This window comes from Kordia sp. E, assembly GCF_056033805.1.
Genome location: NZ_JBRASR010000002.1, coordinates 16,942 through 39,172 on the forward strand (window position 1 = coordinate 16,942; position 22,231 = coordinate 39,172).

Genomic DNA, 22,231 nt, shown 5'->3' on the forward strand with positions numbered 1-22,231 from the left:
GCGATATCAACTCTTTTGTTTCAAAATGCATGTTTGGTACTTTTATTTCATTATTAAAACAAACTTAAACATTATGAAAAAACAGAAATTAAACAGTTTAAAATTAAACAAGAAATCAATTTCAAGTCTAAGCGAAAAATTTACGGTTGTAGGTGGAAGAGGTAAAATGTCTCTTATCATTAAATGTCCTATCGGACCATCAGATGATACATTAGATCGTGATTGCCCATCATTTTGGTGTTAATCAGTCATTTAAATTGATCTAATAAAATTTAACATGCCTAAGAAATTATTTTCTTGGGCATTTTTTTTATTTACGATATATCTGCGCTCACTAGAGTTCATTTTTTTATATCTTTAACATAAATAAAACAACTATAAGTGAAGCGTTCTCGAGATTCCAGATATGATAAAAAACGTTCGCGCGATAAGAAAGACGATCAGCGAAAATTAAAGTTTAGTACTGGTAGTACTGAAAAAAACGAACGAACTCGAACTAGTAATAAGGATGAGAGAAAAAAGAGTACGCCAGAAAAAAGAACACCAAAACCTGAAAATAGAAACCTGCCTAAAACGCAAACTCCTATAACTTCAGTAACTCCAATACAAGAAAGTACTACTCAAACGCAAAAGCCTTCGTTAGATTTTGAAGTGTATTCGCAACAAGATAAAGCGTATAAACAACGTACTACGCACAAAAAGAAGAAAAGTTCGTATCCAAAAATCATATGGCCACTTACTGCTGTTGCTGTTCTTTTTCTTTTTAGATTTTTATTAAACATAGGAGATTCATCTTCAGATACTATTACAAATGATATTCCTGACAGATACGATCCAGTATCTCAAGAACGAGTTGTAACGACTCCACCACCAAAAAAGCGAACAAAAATTAATGCGGCAGCTTTTATTATTGGTCAAGAAAAACGACTACAGGAAATTACACAACTTAAAAAAGATTCTATAATAGATATTATTCCAAATGTACAAGTACGCTTGTTTAAGGGTTTTCATGTATATGATTCGGAACCGTTTCCAACTATTCCTATTTTAACATCGTATTCTAAATATCACTTTTTCTATGATGTTCAAGATAAAGTTGCGGAACAATCTATGAGTGAGCAATGGAGTATTTTACGTGAAAAGATCGCTGAAAACAACTATAATGGTTATTTCTTGTATCAATATCCAAAAGAGTATAGTGTTGATGGTTTACTTATAAATGAAACAGAATTTTCTATTTCAACAAAAGGCAATATAATATATGGTGTAGCTACGCTTGTAGAGTACAAAAACAAACGTTATTTCTTTCAATTCATCTCTAAAGAAAGAGGAGAAAAAGATCCGAACTATAACTATTTACGAAAATATCTGAATTATTATTTAAAAATCGGATAATACATAACAGTTTCATTTGACGTAACATTCTTAAAGACACCAGTCGCTTTTGATATTTTTAAAAATGATAAAGCTATGTTAAAATCAATATAACTAGTAGGACATTTTAAGAGTAAATTGTTTCATACATAAATATTGCCTCGATAATACCCTATCTTCTCTTTTAGAGAATTTTAAAAAATCTATATTCATGAGTTTTTCAACACTTATAATTTGTATCACTATTATTTGCCTTACTTATATCATTGATCATCTTATTTATTTAATTAGGAAACGTCTATAGTTCGCTTTTTTATTTGTTTTAAATGCCTTCACCAAATTCACTGTAGTTTCATACAAATCAGCTTTGCTCATTTTGGCTTTTAGCCAAGCATAAAAACTCATGACAAATATATCTTCTTGTTCTGGAGATTTCCACCTAAAGGAAGCTTCTACAGCTGCTAAAAATGTATCGGAAGTTACGTTTTCAGGTGTTTGATAATATTGCTTAACGAATTTCAAAAATGTAATTACACGCTGTTCTCCCGATTTTTTAAGAAACGGATAATACTTTCGTTGAAAACTCGTAAAACGTGAATCTACATAGGAAATATTTCCTAATTCAATGTGCAATAACAACTCAATTAAGTTTTTCTTAATGACCCAATCTACGCCAGCTTTTTCCTCATACCATTTATCCGTATGATAAAATTTAGAAAATACTTGTTGTGCTTTTTTAAATTCTCCTTGCTGAAAATAAAATACAATTAAACTCAAATGCACATCTAACATTACTTCTAAATCGAACTTCTTTATCTGAATAATTGTTTCTAAAATAGAAATGGCTTCAGTAGCATTTCCTGAATAGTTATGATTTAGTGCCACCAAACATTGATACGATAAGAATGAACCTTTATAAAATTTTCGCTTTTGTCGTTCCATTTCCTCATGCATCAAGTGTAAATATTCTAAACTTTCCGCAAATGCTTTCTTTCTGAAAAATATATTCGCAATAATGTATAATACTTTTATATGATAAAATAAATGTTTGTCGGTTTGTTTCAATCGGTTGGAAATGTCTTTATAGTTTTCCAGCAAAAAAGGCGTAATCGTAGAAAAATCTTTCGTTACTGAGGCTGCCGAACTCACCATTTGTGCTAATTGATACAACGATTTATACGTCAAGCCTATTTCTTGTGAAATTCCAAAACGTGTATACGTATCTTGAATCAAGGCTTGAAACGAGATAATTTCTCCTTTGTATACCACTTTTTGCACATTTTCTTTTATGACTGCGTATGCCATGTTTAACTTTTCTTCTTGTAAAAAGTCTTGTTGGTTTGCGGTAAATTTTTCAATTAACGTTTCTAATGGTGGCGCAAAAGAAGTTGTATGCGCATATTGTATTTGCGTATGATACACTTCGTTTAGTAACGAGAAGTGAAGAATATCACGCGCTTTCTTTTCTGCTTTATTTAATACTTTAAAAGCTGTTTTGAATTGTTTTTGAAGTAATAAGTTTCGAGCAACGAGTACACGCTTGGTTATATCGAGTTCATCGGAAACTTCATGCGTAAGACTTTGTGTTGCCATAAAATCGAGTAACGAACTCCACAAACGCTTTCGCAATGCATGATACGCACTTTTATTATCGGTTCCATATAACTTTTTAGGAATTTCCTTTGCGGGACAATTTGCGAGCAGCAACTTAAACAATTGTACGTTTTTCGTGTCGTGACGCTTGTTCTTATAGGTAAGATATTTTATAAACTCCTGCTGTTCTTCTTTAGAAAACTGAGAAATCATAACATCAATTGCAATCATTATATCGTCTGTTTTATATTATTTAATAAATTAATAATCAATTATTTAAATAATTAAAATTTATATAAATATAGTCCTTTTTATTGAAAAATTGAATTTTGCAGCCAAAAATACCATCGCATATTTGTCCTGTAATCAAAAACAAAAATTAAATCAAGTAACATTTAAATTATAGTAGTATGGAAAATCAAAAATTTTTAAATTCAGAAGAAGAAAAAAAGAAATCTATAAACATTAAAAAAGAAGAAAAAAATCCATTTAAACCAACGCCAGCTTTTATTTCGGCAGCTTGGGCAGCATTATTTATTGGAATGGTTGCCTACTGCGTAGGATTATGGAATGCAGGCATGGAATTGAACGAAAAAGGATACTACTTTACTATTCTATTATTCGGATTGTTCTCGGTGGTTTCGGTACAGAAATCTGTAAGAGATAGAATGGAAGGTGTTCCTGTAACAGATATTTATTATGGAATAAGTTGGTTTACAACCGTAGCTTCTATCCTATTATTAGTTGTCGGATTGTGGAATGCCGAATTAGAATTGAGCGAAAAAGGATTTTACGGAATGTCGTTTGCACTAAGTTTATTTGCTTCGGTAGCCGTACAAAAAAATACAAGAGATTTACATGCATTAAAACAACAAGAAGGATAAATGTTGGTTGATTACCAGAAACCTCGTAGCACAATTGCATATGTTGTTGCGAGGTTTTACTTTTATGAAAACAACAACCAATTAGACGATAATGATAAAACACATTCAGTTGTTTTCAGCACACATACTCATATCTTATATTTCCGTTATTTTATATATCCATTTATATGAAGATGTAGAAAGTGAGATTGTAAAAACGTTACTTATTGGTTTTCAATTTATAACAATTTTAAGCCTTTATATCCTAAGCGGTTATTGGGTCACAAAGAAAACTAAAAAGTTTCAACTTAGCAGTTATTGGATTATCGCTATTGTTGGTATTTGCATTTGGTTAGTTGCCTTTATCAGTTCTCCAACAGATTTGAATTGGAAAACTGGAAGCGGCGGAAACTGGTTTTTTTATAGATTGTATATCTGCAGAATTGAAGAGCTTTTTTATTTTTCTGAGTATACACGAAGATACGGAACACCTATCATTATCAAACACATTATACTACTGAGTGCTTCTATAATTCCGGCTACGTTACAAGCATTTGGCGGATATCTAAAACATAAAAAAAGATAAATTTTTATCAGTACATTTAATCAAATGAAAAAAATACTTATAACCTTATTAATCCTTAGTTTTATTTCATGTTCAAAATATGGTGAAGATGGCGATGGAAACGGAAATTTAAAGCATGATGTGCTTATTGAAGAATGTGAAACAAACCCTGATATAGTCAGTTGGTTGTTTTTGCATCCGCAAGATAAAACAACCTGTTATTTACTATACAAAAAGAAGAAATTCACTGGAACATCCGTTGCGTATCATGAAAATGGAAATATTGCTTTTATTGCTACGTATATAAAAGGAGAGGAAGTCGTCGAAAAAAGAATAGCGTACGATGAAGATGGAGTTTTTATTGAAGAAATAAACTTTTAAGAATCATATTATTAATGATTAAAGAATTAAAATTATGAGTTCAAAAATCACAAGAGCATTGCCCGAATTGGTCGAAAACGGCATTATTACGGACGAGATTGCTCAAAACATACAAACCTATTACGAAACATCACAAGAATCTGGCACAAGCAGATTGTTTACGATTTTCGGGATTTTAGGCGCAACATTAATCGGATTGGGAATTATTTTAATTATGGCACATAATTGGGATAACTTTTCACGGTTAACAAAAGTTTTTTTAGCTTTTCTACCGATGTTAATTGGTCAAGCAGGGTTAGGTTTCAGTATTTATAAAAACAAAAGTAAAACTTGGAAAGAAACTTCAACCGTATTTCTATTCTTTGGAGTTGGCGCATGTATTGCGATGGTAAGTCAAATTTATAATATTTCTGGCGATCTAGAATCGTTTCTTCTAGTTTGGATTGCGTTATGCATTCCATTGCTTTATTTGACCAAATCAACATCTGCAATTGTATTACACCTCATCTTTAGTACGTATTATGCTTTTGAAGCTGGTTATGGTCGTAACACCACAATTCCACATACGTATTTCTTATTACTCTTATTACCATTACCAATGTATATCAAAATGATTAAAAACAATTTGAAATCGCCCGCTGTAAGCGTTTTACACTGGCTTTTTCCATTGAGTTTAATTGTTTCCTTGCCCGTTTGTATTGATAGCAGTGAAGGAATTGGTTTCTTGATGTACGTTACATTATTTGGAGGTTTATACAATATTGGACAACTTCCATACTTTAAAAACAAATCACTACTTCAAAACGGATATCGATTTTTAGGTTCTCTTGGAACTGTAATCGTATTACTAATATTAAGTTTTCGTCACACATGGGAGCATGAATTTAATGATGTACATTTTGACTCGTTAGAATTCTATTCTGCAATGATTTTATTTGCAATTACATGTGTTGTCCTTTATTTCAGTAGCAAATTAGAAAAGCTACGAGAAGTGAACTTATTTCAATATGTATTTCTACTTTTTATTATGATTTTTATGCTTGGGCTTTTTGATGATCTTTTACCAACGATTATAGTGAACATATTATTATTCGTATTAGGAATTATGGCGATTAAAATTGGCACAGATTCATTCAGTTTTGGTATTCTCAATTATGGAATGCTAATTATAGCCGTATTAATTGCGTGTCGCTTTTTTGATGATACAATTCCTTTCAAATTAAGAGGATTACTATTTGTATTGGCTGGTGTAGGTTTTTTCGCCGCGAATTATATTATGCTAAAAAAACAGAAATCTAAAACTCAGTAAAGATGAAAAAAACATATATATACATACTTTTTAGTTTAATGGTAATTGCACAAATTGCCGCTTCCGCTCAAATTGTATACAAATACGAATGTACTATTGGATCTGACAATGTGTACAAATTTAAAACGGCTCCTGTAGATCCAAATGATCCGTTTAGAGGAAAATATATCACGCTTAACTATCAAATCAATTCTTTTGAAACCAAAGATGTAAGTTGGGATAGTTACGATACTGGATATGTATATTTCTCAAAAGATGAAAACGGCTTTGCAGTTATAGAAACGCTTGTTAAAGAACCTTTTTCTAGTAGTGAATTTGATTATATAAAAGTAGAAATTAATAATTACCATGATGGCCTTATCCGTTTTGAGTTGCCTTTTGACAGGTATTATATGGAAGAATCCAAAGCATACGATGCAGAAGTATTAGCTAGAGAATTAAATCGTAATGGAAAAGAAGATGACATTTACGCTATTGTTCATATTAAAAATGGCACACATGTATTAACGGATATTATGGTCAATGGTGTTTCTATGAAAGATGCCGTTGCAAAGTAATTTTTGATGATGAAAGAACTCTTAAAAAAACAATGGAAATACACACTATACGTCAACGAAATTGGATCGTATATTTTAACGGTCATTTGCGGAACAATTGGGTTGTATGAAATTGAACACGTATTAACCAACAAACAGTTATTGAACTATCATAAAAAAGGGAAACAATTTATTGATGCGTTGGCAAATGATATTAGTTACAATCCAAATAAATATATAAAGAAATAGAGCTCTAAATTGTATCAATTTTAAAACAAAACATCATCAAGCTCTTCAAGTTTGATGGTGTTTTTTTGTGTAAATAATTATAAATCCTCTTCACTCACATTCCACTTTAAGACATTGTTTTACTGAAAATTATGATAATTTTTAGATAAAATTCAACGCTTACACAAAATGTTTAACGCTTATACAAAATGTAGTATACAGTGTTTGATTATTCTCTACATTCGATAAGAATATTCACCCCTATCCAACCAAATCACATCTTAATTAATAGTTCAAAAAACATTGAACAGGCATCTCGTATGCCAAAATTTAAAGTATAACAATTATTATTTATTAATTTATGAAAGATCAAATTTCACAAACACTATTTCGCTTCACAAGTCTAAGAAATCCAGATTTGAGCGAAGAAAAAAACAAAGAATTACGATTCATTTTCCCTTCTGAAGCTGCTAAAGGATCTGTTTTTTATGATGCTATGACCGACAGAGAACCTGGTGTATCCAAATGGCAAGTATTGCAAACTGCTGCAACAACTTTCAGTGTTCTCACAAAAGAAGGAGTTCAAAATTTAGATTCAAAATTATTTGAATTCTCTGAATGGTTAGCTAAAAACAGAGCGACTGCAACCGTTGGCGAAATTGAAGCCAAAACATTTGGAATTAGCAGCTTATATGATGATGGAGCTTTATGGGATAATTTATTTTATCAGTTTATAACAGAAGAAGATTTCTATATCAAAGAAGCTGCAATTCACTTATTAAAAGCAAATCATGTGATTGCTAATTTTCCGAAAGGAGAAGAATTAGACATCCAAGAAAAAGAAAGTTTAGTAAAAACGATTGTGTATGCAAAAGTAATTTTACCAAAAGAGTTATTCGACTTTTCTGACGACACTGCAACCGATGACAAAGCTTTAAAAGATACAACAACGTACAAAGCAGTTTCTTTACCAAAAACATTACTAGCAAGTATTGCTAATCAAGAATTACAAAATTTAGAAAAAGTAACTGATGAAGTTGTTACACTACACACTGCATATGAAGCTGATTACAATGCTGCATATGAAGTTGCAAAAGCAAATCATGATAAAGACGTAAAAGCTCTCTTAGATCAATATCAAGAAGATTTAAAAACTGCAAAAGCCGCTTGGTGTACTATTAGAGAAGGTAGTCCTTATGATGCTTCAAATGTAAATCCGTGCGATCAACCTGAGCATGTAAAATATCCAGATTTACCAATATTTTCTTTTTCTTTTAGAGAAGAAATTGATGCAACAAAAGCTAACACACTATTTTCATCACTTGCGTACGAAACATTATCTTTTCTGAAACCTATCAATAAGATTAAAACATTCGCGCAAGCAACAGCATTATTAACAAAAGAAACAGGAAATGTTACCGCTGCTTTATATGAAAATACAGATTTTTACAAAAAATCGGTAAGTGTTAATGGTACAATTTTACCAGTAAACAATGATGGGAATGACGCGACAAAAACTACTACTGCTTTTTGTTCTAGAAGACGTTTTAACAAAGAAACAAATTTAGCCTATTGGGGATTTTTTGTACACATTACAAATCCTTCAGAACAAGCATTGTCGCCTATACAATCTGTAAGTGCAGAAGTTTTTGACATTTCTGACAACTTATTACATAGCAGTACTTCTTTTAATATTATTGCAGATGCACTAGGTTCAGTAAAAGTAGGTTTATTGAGTGATGTATTGACAATTCCGACAGCGCAACATGCAAATCTTCGCCTAAAAGCAATTGTGACATTATTAGATGGAACTGTGTTTACACACGATCAAATTTTAAAACCAAACACTTGTAATTTAGGTAGCATTGCTATTGATGATAGTATACCAGTTTCAAGTGATCAAAATTTTATTCCTTCTGGTTACGGAATGCGTCAATTGGGAATTGCAGATTATAGAAAGGTTGAGCAAAGTGTACATTGTTACTCAGAAGGAGAAGTATCTCACATTGAAAATGTAATGGCGCGTGAATACAAGGAAAAGTCTACACGTAGATTACGTAGTTCTGAAAATACAACGTCTACCAGTTCTGAAACTGAAAAAGAACGCTTGACAGATACAACTTCGACAGATCGTTTTGAAATGCAAAATGAAATCTCACAAGTCATTTCAGAATCACAAGATTCTTCAGCTTTTGTAAATTCAAATGTTGGAAGAAATTCAGGTACTGGATTTAGCTTCAATTTAAATGTTGGTGCTAATTTCGCCACACATACATCAAGTGAAGACAGCATTAATCAAGCGATGACAGAAGCACAAGAAATTACATCGAGAGCAATGGATCGCGTTGTGCAACGTGTAAAAGAAGAACGAATTAGTAAAATTATTGAAGAGTTTGAAGAAAACAATTCACATGGTTTTGACAATCGAAAAGGTGACAAACATGTTGTTGGTGTGTACCGATGGATTGATAAAATATACAAAAATCAAATTTTCAATTATGGAAGACGATTAATGTATGAATTTGCCATTCCGCAACCGTCAAAATTACATCGTTTGGCTTCAACATCAATGGCTGAAGATACTTCAAGCGAAACAATGATTCTGTCAGAACCATTAGACCCAAGAAAAGTGACTATAGAAGGTGTAACAATTAGTAATGCTTCTGAGATTAAAATAGGAAACTATAAAATATTGGCAGCTATATATAATGCAGAAGTGAATCAGCCACCTGTAGAAACAATGTTTATTGGAAAAGCATTTTCATACAAATCAACAGAAGCGTTAACTGATGCACACGAAAGTTTTGGAGAAGACATTGAATTAGAAATTCCGGAAGGTTACTACGCTTATCAAGCTAAAGCTGCATGGGTAGATAGTGAAGATTCTGGAGATGGACAAACACATATCATTGTTGGTGGCATAAAAATGCCTCAAAATTCAACAAGATCACTTTCAAAGTTTGTAACGAGTATTCCTGTTTCTTTTTCATCGTTAACACATCTTTCAGGAAATTCTAACGTAAGTATTGAATTAAAAAGATTAGACGAAACATTAGAAAAATGGCAATTAGAAACATTCAATGCTATTATTACAGCGTATGAAGACAAACTTGCTGAATACTTAGCACAAAAAAATCAAGAAGAGACAAAAGTAGCGGAGTTAAAGGAATCGAATCCGTTATTCTATCGTCAAATTGAACAAACGGTATTACGCAAAAACTGTTTATCATATTTAATGGATCAAGCACCAACAGCTACAAATACATTTGGTAAAAAGATGTACACAGGTGATGCATTAAACACACATAATGTAACAGTTACACAATCATTAGATGCGTATGCGTCTTTTGCTAAGTTTATAGAACAAGCATTTGAATGGGAAATTATGTCGTATAGCTTCTACCCTTTTTATTGGGGAAATCGTAACGAATGGAATGAATTATACAACTCCGAAATTAACGATCCATTATTCAAAAGCTTCATGCAAGCAGGTTTGGCAAGAGTTGTATTAACAGTTCGCCCAGGATTTGAAAAAGCAGTATTACATTACATGAGTACAGGAAGTATTTGGAATGGTGGAGAATTGCCAGTATTAGACAATCCTTTATATCGTTCAATTATTGATGAGCTTGATAAGCCATTAGGTATGAAAGAAGGAAAAGCTTGGAAAACACGTGTCCCAACTTCATTGACTATTTTGCAAGCAGACAGTCTTGGTTTAAAAGTAGAAAAAGCATTGCCTTGTGAATGTGATGATATTGATGATTTCATTGAATCAGATCAAACAGAATGTAGTAGTAATATTTCAAATGACATTACTGTATTTAACGATTTACAAATTGGCGATACTAGTACTACTAAAAAGGAAATTCAAGTTTCATTTTTAAGAAATTTTGGCACACACATGCAAACTGTATTTGATTTAGATGATGCAGAAACATTCCCGATCATATTTAAATGTATGGATCAAGAAATTGTAATTCAGCGTGATGCTGCTTGGAGTCCTGAAGACAGTGCAGGTGTTGTACATCAAGAACTAGCAAAGAAAATTTCGTTAATTTCTGGTGTAGAAGCTCAGCATGTATTTGATTCGGTTGGAAATCCTTCGGGCTTACAATTTCGTATCGATTATGATCGTATTTCCACATTCACATTTGAAAAACCTGTTACAGAAGGTTCAGGTTCTATAAATGATCCTGCACATGATGTATTGAAAATGAATATCAGCTCAGAAGGTGTTATTGTAAGTTCGCCTACTAAGTACATTGATAGAATTCAAGATAGATATGCAACATCACTTATAGATGGGGAAATTGACGTATTACTTCCATTGGCTAGATTCCAATAATGAGTACAATACAATTAGAAATGATATGGCAGCACGATAAAGTGTTGCCATACATTCTCCATGAGCTAAAACAACACGTAGAACGCATTACGCCTGTGCATCAAATTTATTTGTATGGAAGCAGGGCCAAAACGCCTATACAAGGTTGGAAAAAATTAGACGGAAAAGATTGGGACATCATCATGGTATGCAACTTCCCAATTATCAACACACACATTTGGACAACAGCCAAAAATTATCACATAGATCTAACGATTACTACGGAATTGATACTACAAAAAATGATGCGCTATCAAGAGTATGTAGAATTATATCCCAATAATACATTAATATAAAAAAAATAGAAAATTATGAGTGATATATTTAATTTTCTTAACCAAGAAAATGAAGAAGAACCACAAAACATTAGGTTTGATAGCCTAGAAGCGCTGCAAAACTTAAGACCCAAAGATCCATTAGCTAATATAAGAACCTATAAAACAGCTCGTGAGATTTCTAACGAAATAGCAATGAGTACGCCTTTTGGGAGAAGGAGCAAGTTTTATAGTCCAGAATACATAAATAAAAACATCGATTTTGTGAAGCTTTCAGAACTAATATCTAATCAAAAAGATGTCGTATTTAATTGGAAGGATTACATAGGTACTACTACCAAAACAGTTAAGAAAACTATTTCGCATGGAATAGATGCAAAATTCGACCGTATGGCAGGCAACCCAACCAGCTATACAGAAACTGTAACGGTAAAACGTGAAAACCCTTTAAAAGAAAATACAGTATCTGGTGAGCGTGTTTTAAATCTTAATGCTAGGTTAAATACAGAAATAGGCATAGTTAATATTCACATAGATAACTCATATGATTTGACAGGTAAAATTGAATTCGATTTTGATTACAAAAATCGTAAAGTTGCCTATAAACTACATTATTATTACGATGGCAAAAAACGTGTAAAAGAAAAAGACAATAAGGGCGAAATTGCATTTACTGTAAGCTCCTCAAAATATGATGACTTTGATGCGTTTTTAAAGCACAGTAAAATTAGAATAGCTCCTAAAAGGTTGGAAGAATTTCAAAATGAAATTATAGACACCTTTAAAAAAGCAATAATGAAAGTGTCCAATAATTATCCTTACGACCAACGGTTAATTGATTATAAATATGGTAACCTACAATGGATTTATGAGAACATACCATATTTTGTAGGTCAACATCTAGATTTTGAAGATACTTTTAAAATTGTTCTTGAACTTAGTAGTTGGGATAAAGGTTCTGCTATAATAGATACTACGAAATCTATTCTCAAAGCATTACGTATTCTAAACCCGCTTACTGTATATAATCATTTTAATAAAAATCCACAAAAAATTATAGAGCTTTTTAATGGGTTTCATGATGATAACTCTGTAGAACAATTTTGCACATTCCTTACAGCAATTGTATTAGCCATAAAAGGGAAAAGTTTTTCTGAAGATAAAGCAAGAGTTTTTGAACTAAGTGAAGATAAACATATAGAAACCAATATTTTATACAGTGATGACAAGGGCAAAGTTGAGTTAGTAAATGAACGGGATCGCCCAGTTCAATATGTAGCACTTCCTTCTGGCGGACTTGGTATTTATATTGTGTTGCCAGATGAAGAAATTAACAACCAAAATAATGCATCCAATAAATTTCATCCTTTTGATATTGTATATCTTAGTTATTATGATGAAATGCTACAAGCGCATGTAAAAATTCCTACTATTGCCATGTATGCTAAATATTTAGGTGACAAAGGCGAGTGGGGAGATGTACTTACAGCTACTTTTGCGGTTATTGATGTTATTAGTATTATATTTAGTGGAGGTGCTTTAGCCGCAGGCGTTAGAGGAATTGCCCGTATATTTGCTATTATTGATATAACAGTTAGTACAATAAATTTAGCCATTTTAAGCCCTGCAGTAAAGCGAGCATTGAGTAGAACTGAAGCAGGCAAATGGTTTGTAACACACTGGCCTATTATTAGTTTTTGCGTAAGCGCAGGTATGATCTCGCACTATTTAGCAAAAGGGATATTAAAATATGGGAAAACAGTAAAAGGGCAGCTTAAAAATAATCCTAAACTTGGCAAGCAAATTGATGAGCTGATTGAGGAGAGTAAGAAAGTTGGCGGACATGCTAAAGGTCGTTCTGTAGTAGTAACAAGTAACCCTGTAAAAGTAAAAGCATTTGAAGAAAGTTTTGAAAAACTAGATGATTTATGGAAAACAGGGAAATTAACAGGGAAAAATGCTATTGATTATTTAGAGGAAGCTATAGTTCATTTTAACCATATAGCAGTGAATGGTAAAGTCGTTCAAATTAGTTATAAAAATTGTGGAAATACCGTTAAAGTTTTAGATGATTTTCTAAAAACAGGAAAAATAGATCGGGCAGCAAAATCAAGTTACCAATCTACAGAAATAGTTGCTGCAAAATTTAAAGCTGGAAGATTTACTGATGTGGGGAATAAGCTTAAAGCTCTTGAAAGACTAAATGAGAACCCAGTATTGATAAAGGATGGTCAGAGTTTTATATTTTATGGTGTTTTCGATAAACGAAAAGTAATAGGAAGATATGGAAATTTTGATTATGATATGTTTGGTCACTATATGTATGGTATAAAAAGGAATAAAACCATACATTTATATGATCCTCAAACAGGAGAGTTTGCTAAATTTAGTACCGAACAAGGTTCTGAATTCATGAACCTTTTAATTAACAAAGGAAGACGTCCAATTTACAACGAAGGATATCAGTATTTAAAAATCGAATAATAAAATATAAATTATGTTAACAGACAAAGAGATGTTAGAAATAGCAAAGAAATATTTAAAAAAAATAGAAGAAGAAAAAGCGCAAGAATTAGGACAAGAAACAAGTTATGAATTAATGATTAATGAAACTATTAAAAAACCGCTTGGCAATGTTTACTATTTTATTGCTAAGCTTTTTTATGAAACATTAGACCGTAAATATAGAATAAATGCCACACCATTTTTAGTAGAAAAAGAACATCGTAGAGTTTTACATTTTGGGACTCATTATCATCCTGAAGAACAATATGAAGATTACAAAAATGGAAATTTACAAACAGCGTTAGATACTTTTTGGTATCCTGATGAAGATCGATATAGTCATGAATAAATATTCATATAATGCTAACAGACAAAGACATGCTAGAAATAGCAGAAAAATATATTGATTTTCTTAGTAGAGAGTATGATACTGAGTATATGCTTTTTCCAGAGTATATCGAAAAAAAAGCGTATGGAAACATTTATGCTTTTGATGGAAAAAAATATTTTGAAACACAAGATGTAGAAGATCATTTAATAGGCACACCTCCTTTTTTGGTCGATAAAGAATCGGGTAAAGTGGTCCTGTTTGGAACAGCTTATCCTTTAGAAAAGTATTTAGATTTTTATGAGAATAATGCATTAGCTCCAAGTTTGGATCGTTATTGGTATCCAGATACAGAAGAGTTTAGTCACAAGTAATAAAACTATGCTAACTGACAAAAAAATAAATTTTATAATTGAGCATGGTCAAGTATATAGAGATGATATGCTTTCTCCTTATGAAAAGTTTGCTGTTTTTAATCTAACTATATCATTTTTAAACTCTATTAAAAACAAAGTAGAATCAAAGTTAGATTTTCAAATTGAAGTTAACCAGTTAAAAATTATAACTTTCAAAATTGACGAAAGAATAAAAACCTTATTATTTCATCCAGACTTCGATCCTACAAAAGAAGAACTTAGAAGAAAATTTAAAGAACAATACGAAAGCTACCCCTCGCTACCGCACGATTGTATCGTGTGGTAATGCTGAAATTATAAAAAGTCTGACCACGCTAGCGCGAGCATCTTGCTTACGCTAGCTTTGAATAAAGCTACAAACTCTCATATTAACATAAACATATCAACTATAAACTAACAAATACAATTCATGAAAAAACTCCTGATAGCATTTATAACGTTGAGCTTTTTAAGCTGTTCGCAAAACAATCAAGAAATAAAACTATCGTATAAAATTCCAAAGGAGAAAACATATGCGTATGTTTTTAGTATGGAATCTAAGAAATTAACAATTACACAAGAAATAGATTTCAAAGTAGTTGACATCGCACAAAATACATTAGAGATGAATGCTGAAATCAAAAAAATGAATTGGAAAAGTAATTCGGCATTAGACAAGGAAACGAATGAGTATTACCAACGAAATTTCATAGATCGCCCTGTAGTTTTCAAAATAAATAAGCAAGGCAAAGTCATAGAAAATCTTGCATACCTAAATAGTAATCAAAAAATGGAATTGCTATTTGACATTAATAACTTCTTCATTGAATTACCAAATGACTCAATTCAACCAGGCTATTCATGGAAACGAACCAAACCTATTGATGATATCATGTTTAATGAAGTAACTACAACATACACGTTAAAAAAAATCAGAAAAGATTCACTGGCTTATATTAATATATTTTCGGATCTTAAAGGAGATGCCGAAGGGTTTACCAAATCTTTTAATGGAATTTATCTCTTAAATATTAAAAATGGAATGTTAGAAGAAGGGAAATTAGAAATTACCGGATTTAATGGTTTTAATAATATTTCTGGCGATATTCGTATCTACAAAAAATAATACCAAATGCAAAACCTCTGGACATTTCCAAAATCAACTGATAATTCATTAATCTTTATAAAAGATAAAACGGTCTACATTAGTACGCAAAAAGAAGACGATTTAGAACAACAACTAAAAAGTATTGAAGCCGATCGACTTCCTAAAGGTTTGAATGAAATTCATTTTGCAACTATTGAACACGTTATTTTCAGTGGAAATAGAATCGAAATTCATCAGAAAAATGCAAAAAAGACACTGTTTATTGATGAAGTTGCTGATAGTAATGCTGTATTCAATACTTTAAAAAAAGAGATTTCCGTTTTAAAATATACAGTTACAAGACCAAGTGCTATAAGTCATATTAAAATTCACTTGCTCGTTGCTATCTTGATTTTTGCCCGTTTAATCTATTACTTATTCAAGATTGCAGATATTGGCGAAAGAGCAGATATAACTTCTTTACAAGAATATTACGGTGTTAGCTATGGAAGTTTTATAAGTGGATTTGCCAATTTTGGGTTTGTTGGCATTTTTGTAATTGGATTGATTTATATATTAGTTGCGATGTTTTTGTTGAATAATGCCGCTGAAAAAAGACCGTACACAAAGACTTTAAAGCGTATCTAAACTTACAAACTTCCTTGTGAAATATATTTGTAATCTTCCAATTCGGTGAGTTTTTGAACACGTTTAGAACTTCCATTTTTGATTAAATAGATAGCATCCGAAACTTCAGTGATTTCTCTGAATAAATGATCCGTAATCACAATAATTTTATGTTGCTTTTCTTTTGCGATCAATTCTTTAATGACCTCTACTTGTACTGGTGAAATATGTGAAAAAGGTTCATCTAACAGAATAATTCTAGTAGGTGATTTTAAAGTTAAAAACACTTCTACAATTCGGCGTTGTCCACCTGAAAGGTTTCTGAATTTTTGAGATAAATCGAAATTATCTTCAACAAAAAATGACATAAAATCTTCCTCTGTAACTTTATATAATTGCAATGCTTTTCGAATAGATAAAAAATCAGGAATAAAATTATGCTGCGGTAAATATTTGGCAATTCCTGTTGTGTACATTTTTTTTAACAAAACATTCCCGTCAATCTTAATCAGTTTATATTTTGGTTTTAATGTGCCAAATATAATTTTCAATAAAGTACTTTTTCCGCAACCATTACTTCCTAGAATGCCTGTAACTTGCCCTTCTTCTGCTTTCAAATACACACCATACAATATCTGAACAGCATCATAATATTTCTCTACATTATCAACTTCTAACATATATTATTAAATAAAAAATTGCACTATTAAAAAATCAATCATACAAAATAGAAACAGGAGAAATAGAATCGTACGATTGCGTATTCCTAAATTATATAAAAAGTATAATGTACTCTGATTGTTCATTTTTTTAGTAATAAAAAACACTAGTGGTAAGATCAGTTTTACACTAATAATCAATGGTTCTATTGATATGGAACACAATTTACACACTACATAACACACCGTAAGAAATACGGAAAGTGTAAGCAATTCTTTAGCATAATAAAAAACGTGTATAATGTTTTTCATGTATATCTTTTTGGTGTTTTTCAAAGAAATGAATTTCAATTAAGTACCACACGTTAAAAACCGTTAGTTTCTTGTTAAACAAATCCTAAATTCAACTTTTAATTAAACCTTCTGAAATCTTTCAAGTCATAGAAGCAAACAATTTAAAACAATAAAAAACATGAAACACATTGTATATGCACTCGCAATTATATTTACATTAAATGTAGCTGCACAAGAAGGAACTGATCAAACAGATCGTCATGAGCGAAAAGAAATGAAAAAAGGAAAAGCAAAGAAATTTATGAAAGATCTTTCTCCTGAGCAAATGGCTGAATTGCAAACAAAGAAATTGACTTTAGCCTTAGATTTATCTGAAAATCAACAACAACAAATTTTAGCTTTACATACAGCAACTGCAAAAGTTAGAAAGCAAAAAATGGACGCTCGTAAAGCTAAAACGGAGAAAAAAGAAAAACTTACTTCCGAAGAAAAGTATGCAATGATGAACCAACGTTTGGATGCTAAAATTGCTTACAAACAAAAAGTGAAACAAATTCTATCTAAAGATCAATACGAAAGATGGGAGAAAATGTTAGCGCGTAAAGGCAAAAGAAAGCAAGGAAGAAAAGGAAAGCGCAACAATAGAAAATAGTTAAGTACAACGAAAGAGAAGTTAAAAAGCTTCTCTTTTTTGTTATTTCTCTACAATTTTAGTATTATTGAGTTATTATTCAGCTAACAACAACCAATAATAGTTATGAAAAAATATATTACACTATTCACTTTTGTTTGTGTATTGTTTTTAGGAATTCAAACAACAACCGCACAAGAAAGTCTTGAACTAAAAGCAAAAAATGAAACAATCAAATTGCAAAAATCATTAGAGCTTAGTTCTGCACAAGTAAAAAAAGTATATAAAATCTTTTTAGCTTTAGAAACAGAAATAGTAAATGGTACTACAGAAAATGAAGCACTTACCGCAGCAAGAAAAAAGATTAGTGACGTTTTAGAAACTGATCAACTCAGAAAATTCAGCAGATCATTCATGAAAGATAGAGCGAGACAAGAAAAAAAGAAAAGAGGGCAGTAACAGCTACTTATATCATAAAAAAAACTCGGCAAATTGCCGAGTTTTTTATTTATCAATATTTTAAAATTATAGTGTTTTTGCTACTTCTTCTATAGCTGTAATTGTTTTGTCTAAATCATCATATGATAAAGCATCCGATAGAAACCATGTTTCAAATGCTGATGGTGCAATATAAATTCCTCTATCTAGTAATCCATGGAAAAATTTCTTGAATGAATCATTATTCCCTTTTGCAGAAGAAGCGAAATCAATAACTGGCTCATCACAGAAATGTACTGAAATCATAGAACCAATACGATTAATTTGATGTGTTACACCAGCGGTAGTTAATACCTTTTCAATTCCTTTGTGTAGATATACTGTTTTATCGTGTAAACTCTGAAAAACATCACCTTGATTTAATTCTTGCAACATTGCTAATCCTGCAGCCATTGCCAACGGATTTCCGCTCAATGTTCCCGCTTGGTACACTGGTCCAAGTGGTGCTAAATGTTCCATAATTTCTTTTCGAGCAGCAAAGGCTCCAACGGGCAATCCGCCACCAATTACTTTTCCAAAACAAACAATATCTGCATCAACTCCAAGTAGTTCTTGAACACCACCTTTTGCCAATCTGAATCCTGTCATCACCTCATCAAATACTAATAATATATTGTGTTCATCACATAAAGTTCGTAATCCTTCTAAGAATCCTTCTACTGGTGGAATACAACCCATATTTCCAGCTACAGGTTCTATAATAATACATGCAATCTCTCCTTTATTCTGAGAAATGATTTCTTTTACATTTTCCAAATCATTGAAACGAGCCAACAAAGTATCTTTTGCTGTTCCTTGCGTAACTCCAGGACTGTTTGGACTTCCAAATGTAACGGCTCCACTTCCAGCTTGAATTAAAAAAGCATCACTATGTCCATGATAACAACCTGCAAATTTGATCATTTTATCTTTTCCAGTAAATCCTCGTGCTAAACGAACCGCACTCATACATGCTTCCGTTCCACTATTTACAAAACGAATCATATCAATATTTGGCACCATAGAAACCGCCAATTCTGCAATTTCAGTTTCGATAGCTGTTGGCATTCCAAACGAAGTTCCTTTTTTAGCTTTTTCTACAACCGCATCAATTACAGGTTTAAAGGCGTGACCTAAAATCATTGGTCCCCACGAATTGATATATTCTATATATTGTTTATCGTCTTCATCAATAATGTAAGCGCCTTTTGCTTCTTTCGCAAAAATTGGTGTTCCGCCTACAGCTTTGAACGCACGAACAGGTGAATTTACACCACCAGGAATCACTTTTTGTGCTTCTTCAAACAGCGCGCTGCTACGTTTATATTCCATTATATTATTTATTTTTAATGTCAACATCTAAACAACTTATTAGTTCTTCAAATGTGTTTTTATTATTTATTGTATCTGCAAATTCTCCTAAAGTATCTAATTTCTCTGAATCAAAAATTTCTAGAAATTCTTTTCGACTATTTATGATTTTAAGTTTTAACTCACTCAAATCTATAGTTTTTAATTTTTTCCCTACATAAGAAAAAGTATGATCAAGCGCATCATGATATACTTTATGATCTACGGTATACTCACATCCATTACTATCAACAATTATTTCATTAGTATCATTTACATCTTTAGTTCCTGATAAATCCCATCCCCAATGTCCAGAAATAGACTCAGCAATTAAATCTTCTTCTCTAAAAAATATTCTAAATTCATGAAGAAGATCATTATCAAAATGTATAATAGGAAAATGAACTCCTAAATGTTTCAACGATTCTACAGTTTTTTCCGTTTTTCGCTGCCATCTAACTTGAGGATCTTCTTTATTGAAGAGAAAATTCATCAAATTTTTAAACATCTTAAAAATCTTTTGGAAGTGGTTTTACAAATAGTACCTGTCCAACGAAAATTTCATTAGACTCAAGTCCATTTAACGATTTTAATGTTGCGACCTTTATTTTATGTTTTCTAGCAATGCTGTATAATGTATCTCCTTTTGAAACCGTATACCGATCATTATGTGTAGTTACTTTTTTAGCATCTTCAGGTTTTTTACCCAACACTTCTGCATCATACTTGTACAATTCGTAACGCTCAATTAGCGCAATTAACTTTTTAGGATATTTACGATCTGTAGCATATCCTGCTTTTTTCAAACCCTTTGCCCAACCTTTGTAATCGTCTTTAGGTAATTTGAATAAAGGAGCATAACGCGATCTTCCTGTTAAAAATAAGGAATGATCTGTAAATGAATATGCCGGATTTGCATACTTTCGGAAACATTCTTGGTCTTTATCGTCATCATGATATACACGTTGCCCTTTCCAACCTGTATGACATTTGATTCCAAAATGATTGTTTGATTTCATTGTCAATTTGCCTTTTCCTGAACCCGATTCTAAAATTCCTTGTGCTAGTGTAATACTTGCCGGAATTCCATGTCGCTCCATTTCTTTTTTGGCAACATCTCTATACGTTTCTATGTATAATTCTGCTATATTTTTTGTAGAAGTTGTTGTCGTTTTCACTTCTTCTTTTGGCGTTGAAGTAACTACTTTCACAGGTTCCTTTTTAGGTTCTGTAGTAGTTTTGACAACTCTAGTTGTTTTCTTCGTTCGCTTTTTCGTTTTAGAAACGCGATTTTGCGTTCCGCAACTAGATAATACCAATAAACCTAAAAGTGTGTAGATTATATGTTTCTTCATGCGCCTATGTGATCGTTTGTTGTCCTTTTCTTTGTAGTTTCTGATTCATGCCTTCAATTCCTTGCAAACCACCAGAGTGAATTGCTAAAATACGGTTTTGTTTGGCAAAATATCCTTTTTTGATTAAATCTATGATTCCAAAAAGCATTTTTCCTGTGTAAATTGGATCTAATGGAATTGCTGTTTGTTGTTTAAATGTATTGATAAACGTAATTAACTCTTCCGAAACCTTCCCATATCCACCAAAATGATATTCGTTGACAAGCTTCCAATTGTCTTTGTTTGTAAATTGTATAATCTCTTTCTGTAAAAAATTACCTTTTAATGCTGGAAACCCAAGTATTTTCTGATGTGAAAATGCTCCATTACATATTCCTGCAATCGTTCCGCCAGTTCCAACAGCACAACAAATAGTATCAAAAATTTTTTCTTTTTCTGTGATGATTTCTGCACAACCTTTTACAGCCAACTCATTTGTACCACCTTCTGGTATGGTATAGAAACGACCAAACTCATGTGTTAATTGTGCTAAGAATTCTTTTGAAGTTTTTTCACGATACTTTTCTCGTGTGATAAATTTTAATTGCATCCCATTTTCAACAGCAAATTGTAATGTAGCATTAGTGTCTATTTTAGTTACAAGTTCTTCTCCTCTAATGATTCCTATAGTTTTGAAACCGTAAATTTTTCCTGCCGCAGCCACCGCCGCAATATGATTAGAAAATGCGCCGCCAAATGTGAGTAATGTGTGTTCTTTTTCTTTTTTGGCTTCCGCCAGATTATAGGTGAGCTTCCTGAATTTATTTCCAGATACAAACGAATGAATCAAGTCTTCACGTTTGACGAATAAGCGCACATCTGTAGCAAAATCTAGTTGTACTTCTTGAATTGGTATGTTTTCTGTTTGAAATTCCATTCAGTTCACAAAAATACCGCAAAATTTGGAATCCTTTTCAGTTCTTACATTGAAATATTAATTGAAGAAATAAGGATTGATTTTTAGGGTTTATTT

The 22,231-nt window shown here is 31.7% G+C and carries 24 protein-coding genes; 18 read left to right on the plus strand and 6 right to left on the minus strand.

Features of this window, described 5'->3' with window-relative positions:
* Window positions 1-73 precede the first annotated feature (73 nt).
* Window positions 74-244, plus strand: coding sequence for a hypothetical protein (locus ACUUYC_RS02805; RefSeq protein WP_474263617.1), 171 nt, complete (start codon window positions 74-76; stop codon window positions 242-244).
* 137 nt (window positions 245-381) lie between these two features.
* On the plus strand, window positions 382-1,395 hold the full coding sequence (locus ACUUYC_RS02810) for a hypothetical protein (RefSeq protein WP_474263620.1): 1,014 nt from the start codon (window positions 382-384) through the stop codon (window positions 1,393-1,395).
* 258 nt (window positions 1,396-1,653) lie between these two features.
* Here ACUUYC_RS02810 and ACUUYC_RS02815 read toward each other — a convergent pair whose 3' ends face one another.
* On the minus strand, window positions 1,654-3,198 hold the full coding sequence (locus ACUUYC_RS02815) for a tetratricopeptide repeat protein (RefSeq protein WP_474263623.1): 1,545 nt from the start codon (window positions 3,196-3,198) through the stop codon (window positions 1,654-1,656).
* Between the two features lie 179 nt (window positions 3,199-3,377).
* Here ACUUYC_RS02815 and yiaA point away from each other — a divergent pair, with 179 nt between their 5' ends.
* The 14 genes from yiaA (at window position 3,378) to ACUUYC_RS02885 (ending at window position 16,474) form a co-directional block, all read left to right on the plus strand.
* Window positions 3,378-3,851: an inner membrane protein YiaA gene (gene yiaA / locus ACUUYC_RS02820; protein WP_474263625.1), complete on the plus strand. Its 474-nt coding sequence runs from the start codon at window positions 3,378-3,380 to the stop codon at window positions 3,849-3,851.
* Window positions 3,852-3,942: 91 nt separating this feature from the next.
* Complete coding sequence (locus tag ACUUYC_RS02825; protein ID WP_474263627.1) at window positions 3,943-4,416, plus strand: hypothetical protein; 474 nt, start codon at window positions 3,943-3,945, stop codon at window positions 4,414-4,416.
* A gap of 24 nt (window positions 4,417-4,440) precedes the next feature.
* Window positions 4,441-4,776: a hypothetical protein gene (locus ACUUYC_RS02830; RefSeq protein ID WP_474263629.1), complete on the plus strand. Its 336-nt coding sequence runs from the start codon at window positions 4,441-4,443 to the stop codon at window positions 4,774-4,776.
* 34 nt (window positions 4,777-4,810) lie between these two features.
* Window positions 4,811-6,085 carry a DUF2157 domain-containing protein gene (locus tag ACUUYC_RS02835; protein ID WP_474263631.1) on the plus strand — a complete coding sequence of 425 codons (1,275 nt, stop codon included), beginning with the start codon at window positions 4,811-4,813 and terminating at the stop codon, window positions 6,083-6,085.
* A gap of 2 nt (window positions 6,086-6,087) precedes the next feature.
* The gene (locus ACUUYC_RS02840) at window positions 6,088-6,642 is read left to right on the plus strand and encodes a GDYXXLXY domain-containing protein (RefSeq protein ID WP_474263633.1); all 555 of its coding nucleotides are present in this window, start codon (window positions 6,088-6,090) and stop codon (window positions 6,640-6,642) included.
* A gap of 6 nt (window positions 6,643-6,648) precedes the next feature.
* Window positions 6,649-6,870: a hypothetical protein gene (locus ACUUYC_RS02845; protein WP_474263635.1), complete on the plus strand. Its 222-nt coding sequence runs from the start codon at window positions 6,649-6,651 to the stop codon at window positions 6,868-6,870.
* Between the two features lie 340 nt (window positions 6,871-7,210).
* Window positions 7,211-11,197 carry a hypothetical protein gene (locus tag ACUUYC_RS02850; RefSeq protein WP_474263637.1) on the plus strand — a complete coding sequence of 1,329 codons (3,987 nt, stop codon included), beginning with the start codon at window positions 7,211-7,213 and terminating at the stop codon, window positions 11,195-11,197.
* Window positions 11,197-11,532 (plus strand): nucleotidyltransferase family protein, encoded by a 336-nt coding sequence (locus ACUUYC_RS02855; RefSeq protein ID WP_474263639.1) that lies wholly within the window; start codon window positions 11,197-11,199, stop codon window positions 11,530-11,532. Before ACUUYC_RS02850 ends, ACUUYC_RS02855 begins: the two co-directional genes overlap by 1 nt.
* Before the next feature lie 15 nt (window positions 11,533-11,547).
* Window positions 11,548-13,995 (plus strand): hypothetical protein, encoded by a 2,448-nt coding sequence (locus ACUUYC_RS02860; RefSeq protein ID WP_474263640.1) that lies wholly within the window; start codon window positions 11,548-11,550, stop codon window positions 13,993-13,995.
* A 13-nt stretch (window positions 13,996-14,008) separates the two neighbouring features.
* Window positions 14,009-14,365 (plus strand): hypothetical protein, encoded by a 357-nt coding sequence (locus tag ACUUYC_RS02865; protein ID WP_474263641.1) that lies wholly within the window; start codon window positions 14,009-14,011, stop codon window positions 14,363-14,365.
* A gap of 11 nt (window positions 14,366-14,376) precedes the next feature.
* A complete protein-coding gene (locus ACUUYC_RS02870; RefSeq protein WP_474263642.1) occupies window positions 14,377-14,718 on the plus strand; it encodes a hypothetical protein in 342 nt (113 codons plus the stop codon).
* A 7-nt stretch (window positions 14,719-14,725) separates the two neighbouring features.
* A complete protein-coding gene (locus ACUUYC_RS02875) occupies window positions 14,726-15,046 on the plus strand; it encodes a hypothetical protein (RefSeq protein ID WP_474263645.1) in 321 nt (106 codons plus the stop codon).
* Between the two features lie 123 nt (window positions 15,047-15,169).
* Window positions 15,170-15,865, plus strand: a complete 696-nt coding sequence (locus ACUUYC_RS02880) for a DUF6263 family protein (RefSeq protein WP_474263646.1) — start codon at window positions 15,170-15,172, stop codon at window positions 15,863-15,865.
* Window positions 15,866-15,871: 6 nt separating this feature from the next.
* Window positions 15,872-16,474 (plus strand): hypothetical protein, encoded by a 603-nt coding sequence (locus ACUUYC_RS02885; protein ID WP_474263648.1) that lies wholly within the window; start codon window positions 15,872-15,874, stop codon window positions 16,472-16,474.
* A 2-nt stretch (window positions 16,475-16,476) separates the two neighbouring features.
* Here the strand turns inward: ACUUYC_RS02885 and ACUUYC_RS02890 are convergent, their stop codons facing one another.
* Entirely contained in the window at window positions 16,477-17,133 is a 657-nt protein-coding gene (locus tag ACUUYC_RS02890) for an ATP-binding cassette domain-containing protein (RefSeq protein WP_474263650.1), read from the minus strand.
* 451 nt (window positions 17,134-17,584) lie between these two features.
* On the opposite strand from ACUUYC_RS02890, the gene ACUUYC_RS02895 reads away from it, so the two are divergent.
* Both ACUUYC_RS02895 and ACUUYC_RS02900 read left to right on the plus strand, forming a co-directional pair.
* Window positions 17,585-18,058 carry a hypothetical protein gene (locus tag ACUUYC_RS02895; RefSeq protein WP_474263652.1) on the plus strand — a complete coding sequence of 158 codons (474 nt, stop codon included), beginning with the start codon at window positions 17,585-17,587 and terminating at the stop codon, window positions 18,056-18,058.
* A gap of 105 nt (window positions 18,059-18,163) precedes the next feature.
* Entirely contained in the window at window positions 18,164-18,496 is a 333-nt protein-coding gene (locus tag ACUUYC_RS02900; RefSeq protein ID WP_474263654.1) for a hypothetical protein, read from the plus strand.
* A 66-nt stretch (window positions 18,497-18,562) separates the two neighbouring features.
* Here ACUUYC_RS02900 and hemL read toward each other — a convergent pair whose 3' ends face one another.
* From hemL to ACUUYC_RS02920, 4 genes are read right to left on the minus strand one after another with little or no spacing between them, the layout of a single operon-like run.
* Window positions 18,563-19,846: a glutamate-1-semialdehyde 2,1-aminomutase gene (gene hemL, locus ACUUYC_RS02905; RefSeq protein WP_474263656.1), complete on the minus strand. Its 1,284-nt coding sequence runs from the start codon at window positions 19,844-19,846 to the stop codon at window positions 18,563-18,565.
* A 4-nt stretch (window positions 19,847-19,850) separates the two neighbouring features.
* Window positions 19,851-20,357 carry a hypothetical protein gene (locus tag ACUUYC_RS02910; RefSeq protein WP_474263658.1) on the minus strand — a complete coding sequence of 169 codons (507 nt, stop codon included), beginning with the start codon at window positions 20,355-20,357 and terminating at the stop codon, window positions 19,851-19,853.
* A 16-nt stretch (window positions 20,358-20,373) separates the two neighbouring features.
* Window positions 20,374-21,219 carry a glucosaminidase domain-containing protein gene (locus tag ACUUYC_RS02915; protein WP_474263659.1) on the minus strand — a complete coding sequence of 282 codons (846 nt, stop codon included), beginning with the start codon at window positions 21,217-21,219 and terminating at the stop codon, window positions 20,374-20,376.
* Window positions 21,220-21,223: 4 nt separating this feature from the next.
* A complete protein-coding gene (locus ACUUYC_RS02920) occupies window positions 21,224-22,135 on the minus strand; it encodes a 1-aminocyclopropane-1-carboxylate deaminase/D-cysteine desulfhydrase (RefSeq protein ID WP_474263661.1) in 912 nt (303 codons plus the stop codon).
* Window positions 22,136-22,231 lie beyond the last annotated feature (96 nt).

Coding starts and splice junctions, on each gene's coding strand:
- ACUUYC_RS02855 (WP_474263639.1), top strand. CDS start 11,197: ATGAGTACAATACAATTAGAAATGATATGGCAGCACGATAAAGTGTTG.
- ACUUYC_RS02830 (WP_474263629.1), top strand. CDS start 4,441: ATGAAAAAAATACTTATAACCTTATTAATCCTTAGTTTTATTTCATGT.
- ACUUYC_RS02890 (WP_474263650.1), bottom strand. CDS start 17,133: ATGTTAGAAGTTGATAATGTAGAGAAATATTATGATGCTGTTCAGATA.
- ACUUYC_RS02815 (WP_474263623.1), bottom strand. CDS start 3,198: ATGATTGCAATTGATGTTATGATTTCTCAGTTTTCTAAAGAAGAACAG.
- ACUUYC_RS02835 (WP_474263631.1), top strand. CDS start 4,811: ATGAGTTCAAAAATCACAAGAGCATTGCCCGAATTGGTCGAAAACGGC.
- ACUUYC_RS02875 (WP_474263645.1), top strand. CDS start 14,726: ATGCTAACTGACAAAAAAATAAATTTTATAATTGAGCATGGTCAAGTA.
- ACUUYC_RS02860 (WP_474263640.1), top strand. CDS start 11,548: ATGAGTGATATATTTAATTTTCTTAACCAAGAAAATGAAGAAGAACCA.
- ACUUYC_RS02915 (WP_474263659.1), bottom strand. CDS start 21,219: ATGAAGAAACATATAATCTACACACTTTTAGGTTTATTGGTATTATCT.
- ACUUYC_RS02870 (WP_474263642.1), top strand. CDS start 14,377: ATGCTAACAGACAAAGACATGCTAGAAATAGCAGAAAAATATATTGAT.
- ACUUYC_RS02840 (WP_474263633.1), top strand. CDS start 6,088: ATGAAAAAAACATATATATACATACTTTTTAGTTTAATGGTAATTGCA.
- yiaA (WP_474263625.1), top strand. CDS start 3,378: ATGGAAAATCAAAAATTTTTAAATTCAGAAGAAGAAAAAAAGAAATCT.
- ACUUYC_RS02850 (WP_474263637.1), top strand. CDS start 7,211: ATGAAAGATCAAATTTCACAAACACTATTTCGCTTCACAAGTCTAAGA.
- ACUUYC_RS02865 (WP_474263641.1), top strand. CDS start 14,009: ATGTTAACAGACAAAGAGATGTTAGAAATAGCAAAGAAATATTTAAAA.
- ACUUYC_RS02910 (WP_474263658.1), bottom strand. CDS start 20,357: ATGAATTTTCTCTTCAATAAAGAAGATCCTCAAGTTAGATGGCAGCGA.
- ACUUYC_RS02825 (WP_474263627.1), top strand. CDS start 3,943: ATGATAAAACACATTCAGTTGTTTTCAGCACACATACTCATATCTTAT.
- ACUUYC_RS02895 (WP_474263652.1), top strand. CDS start 17,585: ATGAAACACATTGTATATGCACTCGCAATTATATTTACATTAAATGTA.
- ACUUYC_RS02920 (WP_474263661.1), bottom strand. CDS start 22,135: ATGGAATTTCAAACAGAAAACATACCAATTCAAGAAGTACAACTAGAT.
- hemL (WP_474263656.1), bottom strand. CDS start 19,846: ATGGAATATAAACGTAGCAGCGCGCTGTTTGAAGAAGCACAAAAAGTG.
- ACUUYC_RS02900 (WP_474263654.1), top strand. CDS start 18,164: ATGAAAAAATATATTACACTATTCACTTTTGTTTGTGTATTGTTTTTA.
- ACUUYC_RS02805 (WP_474263617.1), top strand. CDS start 74: ATGAAAAAACAGAAATTAAACAGTTTAAAATTAAACAAGAAATCAATT.
- ACUUYC_RS02845 (WP_474263635.1), top strand. CDS start 6,649: ATGATGAAAGAACTCTTAAAAAAACAATGGAAATACACACTATACGTC.
- ACUUYC_RS02880 (WP_474263646.1), top strand. CDS start 15,170: ATGAAAAAACTCCTGATAGCATTTATAACGTTGAGCTTTTTAAGCTGT.
- ACUUYC_RS02885 (WP_474263648.1), top strand. CDS start 15,872: ATGCAAAACCTCTGGACATTTCCAAAATCAACTGATAATTCATTAATC.